The 12318-nt window shown below is 68.9% G+C and carries 12 protein-coding genes and 2 pseudogenes; 11 read left to right on the forward strand and 3 right to left on the reverse strand.

All coding sequences use genetic code 11. The features are described 5' to 3' along the window. The first annotated feature begins 69 nt into the window (after positions 1-69). From IMZ29_RS03655 to IMZ29_RS03705, 11 genes and pseudogenes are all read left to right on the forward strand, one after another. Positions 70-249: a hypothetical protein gene (locus IMZ29_RS03655; protein WP_216180618.1), complete on the forward strand. Its 180-nt coding sequence runs from the start codon at positions 70-72 to the stop codon at positions 247-249. 8 nt (positions 250-257) lie between these two features. Then, entirely contained in the window at positions 258-1607 is a 1350-nt protein-coding gene (locus tag IMZ29_RS03660) for an amidase (RefSeq protein WP_216180620.1), read from the forward strand. A 14-nt stretch (positions 1608-1621) separates the two neighbouring features. Further along, positions 1622-2818, forward strand: coding sequence for a CaiB/BaiF CoA transferase family protein (locus IMZ29_RS03665; RefSeq protein ID WP_216180622.1), 1197 nt, complete (start codon positions 1622-1624; stop codon positions 2816-2818). 11 nt (positions 2819-2829) lie between these two features. Then, on the forward strand, positions 2830-3630 hold the full coding sequence (locus IMZ29_RS03670; protein WP_216180624.1) for an enoyl-CoA hydratase: 801 nt from the start codon (positions 2830-2832) through the stop codon (positions 3628-3630). Positions 3631-3687: 57 nt separating this feature from the next. Next, positions 3688-4668 carry an ABC transporter substrate-binding protein gene (locus tag IMZ29_RS03675; protein WP_216180626.1) on the forward strand — a complete coding sequence of 327 codons (981 nt, stop codon included), beginning with the start codon at positions 3688-3690 and terminating at the stop codon, positions 4666-4668. 34 nt (positions 4669-4702) lie between these two features. Further along, positions 4703-5538, forward strand: a pseudogene (locus IMZ29_RS03680) (ABC transporter permease). A gap of 10 nt (positions 5539-5548) precedes the next feature. Further along, positions 5549-6298, forward strand: coding sequence for an ABC transporter ATP-binding protein (locus IMZ29_RS03685; protein WP_216180627.1), 750 nt, complete (start codon positions 5549-5551; stop codon positions 6296-6298). Between the two features lie 18 nt (positions 6299-6316). Continuing rightward, positions 6317-7192 (forward strand): polysaccharide deacetylase family protein, encoded by an 876-nt coding sequence (locus tag IMZ29_RS03690; protein ID WP_216180629.1) that lies wholly within the window; start codon positions 6317-6319, stop codon positions 7190-7192. 7 nt (positions 7193-7199) lie between these two features. Beyond that, on the forward strand, positions 7200-8081 hold the full coding sequence (locus tag IMZ29_RS03695) for an alpha/beta fold hydrolase (RefSeq protein ID WP_216180632.1): 882 nt from the start codon (positions 7200-7202) through the stop codon (positions 8079-8081). Continuing rightward, positions 8078-9430, forward strand: a complete 1353-nt coding sequence (locus tag IMZ29_RS03700) for an MmgE/PrpD family protein (protein WP_216180635.1) — start codon at positions 8078-8080, stop codon at positions 9428-9430. The genes IMZ29_RS03695 and IMZ29_RS03700 overlap by 4 nt, the downstream gene beginning before the upstream one ends. Positions 9431-9466: 36 nt before the next feature. After that, a complete protein-coding gene (locus tag IMZ29_RS03705) occupies positions 9467-9796 on the forward strand; it encodes a hypothetical protein (protein WP_216180637.1) in 330 nt (109 codons plus the stop codon). Between the two features lie 2 nt (positions 9797-9798). Here IMZ29_RS03705 and IMZ29_RS03710 read toward each other — a convergent pair whose 3' ends face one another. The 3 genes and pseudogenes from IMZ29_RS03710 to IMZ29_RS03720 all read right to left on the reverse strand — a co-directional run. Beyond that, positions 9799-10701, reverse strand: a complete 903-nt coding sequence (locus tag IMZ29_RS03710) for a sigma-70 family RNA polymerase sigma factor (RefSeq protein WP_216180640.1) — start codon at positions 10699-10701, stop codon at positions 9799-9801. After that, positions 10698-11165 (reverse strand): carboxymuconolactone decarboxylase family protein, encoded by a 468-nt coding sequence (locus IMZ29_RS03715; RefSeq protein ID WP_216180644.1) that lies wholly within the window; start codon positions 11163-11165, stop codon positions 10698-10700. Before IMZ29_RS03715 ends, IMZ29_RS03710 begins: the two co-directional genes overlap by 4 nt. Before the next feature lie 356 nt (positions 11166-11521). Next, positions 11522-12313, reverse strand: a pseudogene (locus IMZ29_RS03720) (precorrin-2 dehydrogenase/sirohydrochlorin ferrochelatase family protein); the annotation flags it as partial. Between the last annotated feature and the right edge of the window lie 5 nt (positions 12314-12318).

Raw genomic sequence — 12318 nt, forward strand, 5'->3', positions numbered from 1 at the left:
ATGTCCCACCCTTCGCTTATAAATATATTTACGTTTCCGTAATATATATGGACGAGAGGGGGTAAATGTATGGTTCGCCAGAATACCCTGCCGTCGGCATCGCCGGATACCGTTTCCGAGGTGCCCCTGGCCGACGCCCTGCGCAGCTTGCTCATGGCGCAAGAGATCGTCTTTACGGAGGCGGAACTGCGCAGCGCGGCGCGCACCTGGGAACGTCTTGCGCCCGTCCGGTACGGCCAATCGTCATGATGCACCCAATGTCCGCGTCTGTGGCATTGCCATCCACGCTCACGGCGCTGCGCGCGCAGTTGGCGGCGGGCACGATCAGCCCGGAAGCGGCGCTGGCCCGTCAGCGCGCCGCTCTGGCGCACGACCGCTGGCATTGCCTGACGCACATCTTCGGTGACGCACCCGCCGCCCCTGCCGACCTGCCGCTCGCCGGCATCGGCCTTGCGCACAAGGACATCTTCGCCATCGGCGAGCGCTTGCCGCACTGCGGCACGGCAAACCCTGTGGAGGCCGGCGGTGCGCGCACGCCGGCCGTGCGGCGCCTCGAGTCGGCGGGTGCCACCACCCTCGCCACGCTCACCATGGCCGAGTTCGCCTGCGGGGCGACGGGCGAGAATCCCAACCTGCCGCGCCCCGTGAATCCGATCGACGCGGATGCCGTCGTGGGCGGCTCCTCGAGCGGCTCGGCCGTGGCTGTTGCGGCAGGGCTGTGCTACGGCGCGCTGGGCACCGACACCGCCGGGTCGGTCCGGATCCCGGCGGCCACGTGTGGCGTCTTCGGCTTCAAGCCCGGGGCGGACGTGCTGCCGACCGCGGGCACGCATCCGCTCGCGCCCTCGCTGGATACGCTTGGCCTCCTCACGCGCAGCGTGGATGATGCGCGCGTGCTGTTCGATGTGGTTCGCCAGGCCCGCTCGAGCCGCGCGCAGGACGTCCCGCAGACTTGGCGCATCGGTCTGGCGCTCGCGCATCCGCGCTGGGGCGTGCCGGACCCGGGGATCACCGAGGCCCTGCGGGACTTCGCTCACACGATGGGCCAATGCCAGGACGCCACGCTCGACGAGCTCCCGGCGCTCACGCGCGCGGCCGAGATCGTCATGCACGTCGAGGCCGCGGACGTCCACGCCCAGGCCTTGCGCACCGGACAGCCAACGCTTGGCGCCCTGACCCGCGCCGTGGTGCTGCCAGGCAGCACGCTGCCCGCCCCGTGGTACAGCCAGGCCCGCCGGGATCAGGATGCCCAGCGCCGACGCTTCGTGGCGCGCCACCTGCGCGGCCGCGACATCCTCATCACGCCCATGCTCGCGCAGGGCGTGCCGGACTGGAGCGCGGTCGACACGAAATCGCCTGGCTTCGTGCCACGAACCTTGTTGGGCCTTTTTGCCTGGACGGGCTTTGTCAATTATCTCGGCCTGCCCGCCGCGACCTGGCCCATCGGCACCGATGCCCGAGGCAGGCCGATCAGCGTGCAGGCCATCGCACGCCCGGGCGACGAACGCCTGCTGCTGGCCTTCGCGGCCGATGCCGAGCACCGGTACTACGGCAAGGCCGGCTTCGTGCCGGCGCCGCCCGCCTTATCCGATTCCCTGTCTGCCTGACCCTGCGAGCACCCATGACACGCATCCAAGCCAGCCCTGCCCTCAAGCGCTTTCGCGTCCTGGACGTGTCCCGCGTGCGCGCTGGCCCCACCTGCGTACGCATCCTCGCGGACTTTGGGGCAGACGTCATCCGCATCGAGCCGCCACGCGGCGTGGATCCCAACGAAGCCATGTTCGCGGGCGATCGCTGGGGCGGTGACTTCCAGAACCTGAACCGCAACAAGCGCTCGCTCGCGCTGAACCTGAAGAAGCCCGAGGGGCTCGCCATTTTCCAGAGGCTCGTGGCCGACGCCGACGTGGTCGTGGAGAACTGGCGCCCCGACGTGAAGAAGCGGCTGGGCGTGGACTACGAATCGCTGCGCGCCATCAACCCGCGCATCATCCTTGCCAGCATTTCCGGCTTTGGCCAGGACGGCCCCTACGCCAAGCGCCCGGGCTTTGACCAGATCATCCAGGGCATGGGCGGGCTCATGTCGGTCACGGGGCATCCCGACCAGGGCCCGGTGCGCGCCGGGCTGGCCGTGGCCGATTCGAGCACCGGGCTGTACGCGGCCATCGGCATCCTCACGGCACTGCTCGAGCGTGAAGTGTCCGGTGAGGGCCAGTGGGTGCACGCCTCGCTGCTGCACACCCAGATCGCCATGATGGATTTCCAGGCCGCCCGCTATCTGAATGATGGCGACGTGCCGGTGCAGGAAGGCAACGATCACCCGACCAGCAGCCCGATGGGCCTCTTCGATGCCGCCGACGGCCCCTTCAACCTGGGCGCCTCGGGCGAAGGTAACTGGAAGCGCCTGTGCGATCTGCTCGGCAAGCCCGAGTGGCTGAGCGATCCGGAGTACGCGACAGAGAAGCTGCGCGTGCGCCATCGCCCGCGCTTGAACGCCGAGCTCCAGGCCCTCTTTGCGACGCAGCCTGTGGCGCATTGGGTCGATGCGCTCAACGCCGCCGGCGTGCCCGCGGGCCCCGTCTACACCGTGCCGCAGATGTTCGAAGATCCGCAGGTGCAGTCGCTGGGCGTCGCGCGCACCGTGGCTGCACACGAAGGCGGCGAGCGCACGCTCATCACCCAGCCTGTGACCCTCACCCGCACCCCCGCCGACATCGCACGTACGGCCCCCGGCTGGGGCGAACACACAGCCGACATCCTGCGTGATCTCGGCTACGACGAAGCCACCATCGAACGTCTGCACGCCGACGGCGTCGTCTGAGGAGACCCACCATGACCGATTCCTCCACCAGCCCGGGCCGCGTGTTCGCCACCGTCGAGAACGGTGTGGCCAATCTTGTCCTGAGCAATCCGGCCCGCTACAACGCCATGTCGCTGGGCATGTGGGAAAGCCTTGCCCAGCTCACCCGCGAAGCCGACGCCGATCCTGCCGTGCGCGTGCTCGTGCTCCAGGGGGACGGCGACAAATCCTTCGTCTCGGGCGCGGACATCTCCGAATTCGCCACGGTGCGCGACAACCCCGCCCAGGTGGCGCACTACGCCAACGCGGTGCGTGACGCCCAGGAAGGCCTGTCTGCCTGCAGCAAGCCCGTGATCGCGGTGATCCGCGGCATCTGCATGGGTGGCGGCCTGGGCCTGGCGCTGGCCTGTGACCTGCGCTATTGCGCCGATGACGCGCGCTTTCGCATGCCCGCGGCGCGCCTGGGCCTGGGCTATGACCTGGACGGCACGCGGCGCATGGTCGACATCCTGGGTGCTGCCCGCGCCACGGAGCTCTTCTTCACGGCGCGCACCTTCGATGGGCGCGAAGCCGCCCGCATCGGCTTCGTGCACCAGAGCTACGCGCCGGATGCGCTGGCCGCCGCCGTGCGCGAGACGACCAGTGCGATTGCCGCCAACGCGCCGCTCACGCTGCGCTCGGCCAAGATGTCCATTCGCCACCTGCTGGGCGACGAGGACGTCAGCGCAAGTGCCGTGGCCGATGCCGTGGCAGCCTGCTTCGAGAGCCAGGACTACCGGGAAGGCCAACAGGCCTTCCGCGAGAAGCGCCCGCCCCAGTTCACGGGTCGCTGAGCGCGCCGCCCCACCGATCACCCCCCGCCGCTAGCCCTGCTTTCTCAGGAGAGAAACATGAAATCGCTATGCCAGATCGCCGTCACCGCCCTTCTCACCGCTGCCAGCACCGCCGCTTTGGCGCTCGGCCCGCAACCCAAGCCCCTCGCGCAGCCGCAGACGCTGACGCTGGGCATGGTCAAGGTGGGCCATCTCTCGCCCATGCAGTTCATGGCCGAGGATATGAAGCAGTGCAACGTGCAGGTCAAGCCTGCGGAGTTCGTGCGCTACGCCGATGCGCGCACCGCCCTGCTGTCGGGCTCGGTGGACGTGACCGGCATCGGCCCGGCGGACCTGGCGATTGCGTTGTCGCAGGGTAGCAAGGAGATCGTGGGCCTCACCGGCGTCGCCTCCTCGCCCAAGTACCTCGTGGTGCGCAAGGGCGCAGGCATCCAGTCCTGGGCGGACCTGAAGGGCAAGCGCGTCGGCATCGCCCCGGGCTCGGCCGTCTGGTTCCAGTTCGCCGCCACGCTCGCGGAGAACGGCACGCCCTACAACAGCTTCACCCCCGTGAACATCCAGGGCGGCGGCACGGCCTTCGTGCAGGCGCTGCAGCGCGGCGACGTGGATGCCGTGGCTTTGTGGGAACCTTTCGAATCCCAGCTGGTGGCCGAAGGCACCGCGGAGTTCGCCAAGAACATGGATTACAGCCAATCCAAGGCGGTAGGCGCCGAGCTGGGCCTGATCGCGGCCTCGCGCACGGCCATCCAGAACAAGCGAGAAGCGCTCGAGTGCTTCCTGTGGCACTACAAGAACCGCGAGGCCGAGCTGGCCAAGGATCCCGCGGCGTTCGCCCAGGCCTACTCGCAATACACCGGCCTGCCGCTCAACGTGACGCAGGAGTCCGTCAAGCTCATCAAGCTCGGCGGCGTGCTCGACCTGCCCCAGCTGCAACGCCAGGCCAAGACCTTCCATGACCTGGGCGTGATCCCGAAGGACACCAGCGCCGAGATCAACACGGTCTGGGATCCCAGCCTGCTCGCCGACGTCATGAAGTGATGCGTCAGGTCAGCCCCTATCGCCGAGGTATGCCGTGAATACATCCACCTTGAAGGCGCCCGCGTTGCGCCTGCCCCGCGCCCCTCGCTGGCGCCGCCTGGGACTGGGCCTTGTCGTGCCAGTTGCCATCCTGCTCCTCTGGCAATGGGTGGGCATGCGGCCCGGCATGGCCGGCATCATGCCCACCCCCGTGCAGGTGCCCGGGCCTGGTATGACTGGATCTTCGGCAATCCCGGCATGGGGCTGAATCCCTACCTTGGCACGTGGACCAGCAACGTGCAGTATTCCACGATGCGCGTGATCCAGGGCTTTGCCCTGGCTGTGGCCCTGGGCGTGCCGCTGGGCCTGGCGATCGGCTGGAGCCGCACCATTGCGCTCATGCTCGATCCCATGGTCCAGGGCCTGCGCCCGATCCCCATCACGGCCTGGCTGCCTTTTTCCATCGCGCTCTTCGGCATCCGGGATTTCGGCTCGATCTTCCTGATCTTCCTGGGCGGCTTCTACGCCATCGTGGTCAACACCACCCAGGGCGCGCGCGATGTGGATCGCAACCTGGTGCGCGCGGCCACGATGATGGGCGCATCCCCCACCCAACTCCTGCGCCGCGTCGTGCTGCCGGCAGCCATGCCGTCCATCTTCACCGGCCTGCGCATCGGCCTGGGCATCTCCTGGACAGCCGTGATCGTGTCCGAGATGGTGGCCGTCAAGTCCGGCCTGGGCTATGTCCTCTGGGATGCCTATTACGTGGGCCGCATGGACATCGTGCTGGCCGACATGGCCTCCATCGGGATCATGGGCTTTCTGAGCGATCGGCTCATCGTGTTCATCGAACGTCGCGTGCTGGTCTGGCGCATGCTGCAGAACTATTGAGGACCTCGTCATGTCAGGCATTGCCATCCAGCATCTGTCCAAGACCTATCCGGGCGCCACGCCAGTCCATGCGCTCGACGAGATCCATCTGCAGGTCAACGAGGGCGAGTTCATCGCGCTGCTCGGCCCATCCGGCTGCGGCAAGTCGACCCTGCTCAACCTGGTCGCAGGCTTTGAGCAGCCCAGCGCCGGCAAGCTGACCGTCGAGGGCCAGGCCGTGAAGCGCCCGGGCCCCGAGCGTGGCGTCGTGTTCCAGGAGGCCGCGCTCTTTCCGTGGCTGTCCGTCTGGGAGAACGTCGTGTTCGGCCCGAAGATGGCGGGTGAGGCACGCAGTGCCTACGAACCGCGCGCGAAGGAGATGCTCGAGATCACGGGCCTGTCGGCCTTCACGAACCACCTGCCGGTGCAGCTCTCGGGCGGCATGCGTCAGCGCGTGGGCATTGCCCGCGTGCTCACGCTGGGCTCGCGCATCCTGCTGATGGACGAGCCCTTCGGCGCGCTGGACGCGCAGACGCGGCTCACCATGCAGGAGCTGCTGCTGTCGGTATGGCACCGCTTTCGCAAGACGGTCGTCTTCGTCACCCACGACATCGACGAGGCCATCCTGCTGGCCGACACGATCTACGTGATGTCGGCGCGCCCGGGTCGCATCCAGACCCGCATCGAAGTGCCCATCGAACGCCCGCGCACGCTGGAGCACACCACCAGCGAGCAATTCAACGCGCTCAAGCGCGAGATCATGCACCAGATCCGGCACTGAGCCCGAAGGAGCCCGCGCATGGCCAACCCCCGCGTCCCCTATCGTTTCTCGCACCAGCGCGCACCGCTGGCGCCGCCACCCGATGGCCGCATCATGGTGCACCTGGTCGTCAACGTGGAGAACTGGCAGTTCGACCAGCCGATGCCGCGCACGATCATCACGCCGCCGCATGGGCGCGAGACCGTGCCGGACGTGCCCAACTTCAGCTGGGTGGACTACGGCATGCGCGCGGGCCTGCCGCGCATGATCGAGGCCATCGCCGAACGCGGCCTGCCCGCCTCGACGAGCTTCAACGCCAGCGTGATCGACGCCTACCCGGCTGCCGCCGAGGCCATGCGCGATGCCGGCTGGGAATTCATCGGTCACGGCGTACACCAGCAGTCGCTCAATCACGGCGACGAATCCCAGATCATCGAAGCCACGCTCGCCAAGATCGCGGCCTTCACGGGCCAGCGCCCGCGCGGTTGGCTGAGCCCGGGCCTGCGCGAGACACCGGACACGCCCGATCTGCTGGCGGCCGCCGGCATCGAGTACGTGTGCGACTGGGTGATCGACGACGTGCCCAACTGGATGCGCGTGAAGGCCGGGAACCTGATCCAGATGCCCTACAACCTGGAGTTGAACGACTCCATCATCTACGCCATCGAGAAACACTCGTCGCCGGAATTCCTGCTGCGCCTGCAACGCACGCTCGCGCTCTTCGAGCGCGAATCCCGCCGCCAGCCGCGCGTGCTGGCCCTGGGGCTGCATCCGCACCTGATGGGCGTGCCGCACCGCTTCGGCGACTTCGAACAGATGCTGGACCTGCTCATGCGCAGCCGCGATGTGTGCTTCATGACGGGCAGCCAGATCGCGGACTGGTTCCGCGGCGCCGAACCGCCCCCCACGGTGTGAGGCCGCGATGCCCGAGATCCTGACAGACGACGACATTCGCCTGCACGTGGAGACCTCGGGCGACGGGCCGCCCATCGTGTTCGTGCACGAGTTCGCCGGGGATCATCGCAGCTGGGCGCCCCAGGTGGCGGCCTTCTCGGCACGTCATCGCTGCGTGGTCTTCGCCGCGCGCGGGTATCCACCGTCGGATGTGCCGCAGGAGGCGTGGCGCTACAGTCAGGCACGCGCCGCCGCCGACGTCCTCGCGGTGATGGATGCCCTGCGTTTGCCCTCGGCCCACTTGGTCGGGCTGTCCATGGGCGGCTTTGCCGTGCTGCATGCGGCGCTCGTCGCACCGGCCCGCGTGCGGTCGATGACGATGGCCGGCGTGGGCTACGGCGCCGAGCCGGAACAGGCAGCGGAGTTCGCGGCGCTGTCCCACGAGGCGGCGGCGCAGTTCGAACGCCTGGGCAGTGCCGGATTTGCGCCCGTGTATGCCAGTGGCCCCGCGCGTATCCCCTTCCAGATCAAGGATCCGGACGGCTGGCAGCGCTTCGCCGAGCAATTGGGCGAGCACGACCCTCGCGGTGCGGCCTACACACTGCGCGGCGTGCAGGCGCGCCGACCCTCGCTGTATGCCCTGCGCGATGAACTCGCGGCACTGACCGTGCCGGCCCTCGTGATCGCCGGCGACGAGGATGACCACACGCTCGCCGCGTCGATCTTCCTCAAGCAGACGCTGCCCGCCGCCGGCCTGCTCGTGCTGCCGCGAAGCGGACACACGTTGAACCTGGAAGCGCCAGAGGCGTTCAACGCCGCCGTGGCCACGCTCGTCGACAGCGTCGAGCGAGGTGAGTCTTGGCTGCGTGACCCGCGCACGCGCGGCGCCAGCATGAAGACGCAGGAATGATGACGCAGAGCATCAGCGCCACCCTCGCCCGCCTGTGCCTGCACCGCGTGCAGGACCATGATCGCGCGCGGGCCGCCCTGCATGTGCGCGACTGGTATGCCTGTGCGCTGGCAGGAACGACGCTGCCCGTGGCGCACACGCTCTGGGCCGGCGCCCGTGGCCTGGCGGGTGATGCGGACCCCTGGGCTGCACTCGGCTTCGAGGCATCTCTCGGCACGCTGCTGGAGATGGACGACATCGACCGCGCCGCGCTGTGCCATCCGGGCCCGGTCATCGTGCCGGCGGCGCTGTTCCTCGGCCGAAGGCTGGGATCGTCCGGACGCCAGGTGCTCGACGCCGTCGTGCGCGGCTACGAAGCTGCCATTCGGGTGGGCCGGGCCACCGGCCCGAGGCACTACGCCTACTGGCATCCGACGTCGACCTGCGGCAGCCTTGGCGCCGCGGTCGCTGCGGCCTCACTGCTCGCCGAAGGCCGCCCGGATACGCATGACCTTCTGGCGCATGCCCTCGGCCTGGCCGCGACGCGTGCCTCTGGCCTCTGGCAGGTGCGTCTGGAGCCCAACTCCGCCAAGCCCTGGCACACGGCACAGGCGGCCCAGACCGGTGTGCAGGCTGCCTTGCAAGCCAGCGCCGGGCTCACCGCTCCCGCGCACATGCTGGAGGGCACCAAGGGCTTTTTCGCCGCGCTGGCCCCGGATGGCGACGCTGCGCATGTCATCAGCGAGCCCGTGGATCACTGGCGCATCCATGACACCAGTTTCAAGCCGTGGCCCGCCTGCCGCCATACCCACCCGGCCATCGCGGCCACGCTCGCGCTGCGCGATGGCTTCCTGGGCCGCAGCGCCGCGTTGCCAGCCATCCAGACCTTGACGGTCCGGACGTATGCCGATGCCCTGGACTTCTGCAACAACCCCCACCCCACAGACGCAGCCCAGGCGCGGTTCAGCCTGCAGCACACCCTGGCGGTGGCCTGGCTGCGAGGCGAGCCCCGGCTGGCAGATTTCCAGCCAGCGGCCCTGACCGATCCGGCGATCGTCGCGTTGCGCCAGCAGGTGCGCCTGATCGCCGACGCGGATTGCCAGGCCCGCTATCCCGCGCATTTCGGCGCCCTGGTCGAAGCCGTGCAGCCGGAGGGCAGCGGCAGCCGCGCCCATTGTGCCGATGCGCCTGGCGACCCCGAAGATCCGCTCTCGGAGACGGCATTGCTGGCCAAACTGGCAGACGCCGCCACCTCTGCCGGGTGGGCGACACCCCAGATTGAGGCTCTGGCCCTCGCCTGCGCCTCGTTGCCCCACGCGCCCGATCTCCGACAGCTGCCCGGACTCCTGCCGGCAGGCCCCGTGCACTGACGCGATTCGCAGCGGCTTCGGTGGCACACTACCCGGATGCCGACTGCTTCCAACCCTTTGCAGGTGGGGATCGCCTTCACCATCATGATTGCGGCGATCTACATCGTCGTCGTGGGCCTCGTCTTCGACGTCTGGTTTGAACGCCGCCATCAACGACGCACGGGTCAACCGCTGACGCCAACCGTGGGCACGCCGCTGCTCACCGCGTTCTATTGCGGCATGGCCCTGCTGGCGCCCACGCAGGGAAGGAAGACGAGCATCCGCCTCGCATCCGCCGTCTGGCGCTGGCTGGCCGTGGGGCAGGTGCTCGCCATGTTTGCCTTCGGCGCGGCAGCCCTCGGATGGTGGCTTCTGCCGGGCCGTTGAGCTCACGCCATGGGCGTCCAGGCCGACAGGTGCCGCAGCTTGTCGGGATTTCGCACCACGTACACCGTCACGACACGCCCATCGCGAATGTCCAGCAACGTGGCCTGCGGCAGGCCATCGGCTTCGAGCGAAATGGCAGCCGGCTGGCCGTTCAGCCGCACCAGCCGCCAAGGCACGGGCGCCGGTCCCGCCTTGCGTGCGAGCCCGGCGTAGAGCCGGCACACCTTGTCCCGACCCACTACCGCGCGCAGCACGGCGGCTCGCTTCCCGCCGCCATCCGACTGGAACGTGGCATCCTCGGCGAGCAGGGTCTGCAGCGCAGCCACATTACCCTCGCGCGAGGCGGCGATGAAGGCGCCGGCCAGGGCGAACGCTGCGTCATCCGCGGCCGGATAGCGCGGGCGCTCGGCGCGCACGTTGGCCCGCGCGCGCACGGCCAGTTGCCGGCAGGCGGCCGGGCTGCGGCCCAGCGTGAGACCGATCTCGTCGAAGTCTGTATCGAAGACGTCATGCAGCAGGAACACGGCACGCTCCAGGGGCGAGAGCCGCTCCAGCGCCAGCAACAAGGCCACCGAGACGTCCTGGGCCAATTCCACCGGCTGAGGGGCTGGCCACGGCGTGGTGGCTTCCTCCGCCCACGGCTCCGGCAGCCACGGGCCTACATACGTCTCGCGCCGGGCACGCGCCGAGCCCAGCTGATCCAGGCATAGCCGCGTCACGACCCGGGCCAGGAAAGCCCGCGGGTGCTCCACAGTCTCTGGATCGCGCGCGTGCCAGCGCAGCCAGGCCTCCTGTAGCACGTCCTCGGCCTCGGCCACCGAGCCCAGCATGCGGTACGCCAGGCCGAGCAGATAGCGCCGGTGCGTCTGCAGGGCAGACGCGGCGGGGTCGGTGGCCGAGGTCATGCGGCCTCGCGGGCCGTGGACTCGAGCGCCGGGTGTTGGGAGCGAAAGCCCATGGCCAGCCGGTTCCAGCCGTTGATCGTGACGATGAGCAGCGTCAACGCCACACGCTCGCGCTCGTCGAAGTGCGCGGCGACCTCGGCATAGACGTCATCCGGCGCCTGGCTCTGTGGCAGCAACGTCAACGCTTCGGTCCACGCCAGCGCAGCCCGCTCACGCGGGGTGAACGCGGTGGATTCGCGCCACGCGGCCGTCAGATGCAGGCGCATTTCCGTCTCGCCATGCTTGCGCGCGTCGGTGGCGTGCATGTAGATGCAGAAGGCGCACCCATTGATCTGCGAGGCGCGGATCTTGACCAGCTCCAGCAGGGCTTGGCCGAGACCGGCGTTGCGCACCGTGTGCTCCAGCGCCAGCATGGGCTTGAGCAGATCCGGGGCGACGGCGACGTAATCGAGACGGGCAGACATGACAGAGCTCCAGGAAAAGTGAGGTTGCCCTGTCTAGACGACACAGCCCGGGCGCGTGTGACATGCCCAGAGCATAAACCTGAGCCGGGACGCCCGGAACTGCAAGCGACAAGCCCGCCGGCCAGTCGCCAGGCGAAGCCATGCTCTCTCGCCCAGCGTCGTCAGCTCACGCCGCGCACCACGCGTACCACCACGCCAGCCCCAACCATCGCCTGCAAGGCGGAGGCGTCCCCTGTCGGCAAGGCCGGCCCTGCCCCTGTCGCCGCCACGACAATGCAAGCGCCGCCGGCTGCAAGGCTTGCCCAGGCCTGCCATTGCGCAGTCGTCGGCTCGGCCGCCGCGACTGTGGACTCGAGCTCGGCATCTCGACGCGCCAGCGTGAGAATGGCGTGAGGCACCGACGGATGATGGTGAATCTCGTCAGCCTCATTCAGAGCGCGCAGGCCGGCCAGGGTGAGCTCACCCGGCTGTCCTGTGCCGGTGCCCAGCACCACGAGCTGACCGGGCCGTGCCGTCACGGGGCGCGACAATGCGGCCGCGAGCGCAGCCTCGGCCTCGGCCGGCCGGCCGTCGCGCAGCAAAGCCGCCACTTCACCCTCCCACAGTTCGTCGTAGAACGCGCGTCGGGCGGGCATGTCGGGAAAGGCCGCGCGAATGGCCTCGCGGGATCTTCCTGCCAACGCCGCGAGCTCGCCCAAGGAAGGATCGAACATCGTCTCCAGGCGTTCGCGCACCCGGCGCGCCAGCACCGGCGCAGCCCCTCCCGAGGAGATCGCGATCACGAGCGGTGCACGATCCACGACGGCCGGTACCTGAAAGGCCGAGAGCTCCGGGTCGTCCACCACATTCACCCACAGTCGCCGGGCGGTCGCGGCATCACGCACGGCCGCATTGACCGCACGGTCGTCCGTGGCCGCCACGACCAGCCAGGCGGCATCCAGCCAGCGCGGCTCGAAGGGGCCATGGCGTAGTTGCACGCGGCCTTGTGCAGCAAGATCGTGCAGCCCCCGCTCGAAAGCGGGCGCGCCCACGGTGACCCGTGCACCGGCTTCCAGCAACGCCGCTGTCTTGCGCGCGGCCACCGCACCGCCGCCCACCACGAGAACGTCGCGCCCGGCCAGATCGGCAAAAAGAGGAAAGAGTCGCATGTGCG

The sequence above is a fragment of the Verticiella alkaliphila genome, from assembly GCF_018904615.1.
GTDB classification, from domain to species: domain Bacteria; phylum Pseudomonadota; class Gammaproteobacteria; order Burkholderiales; family Burkholderiaceae_B; genus Verticiella; species Verticiella alkaliphila.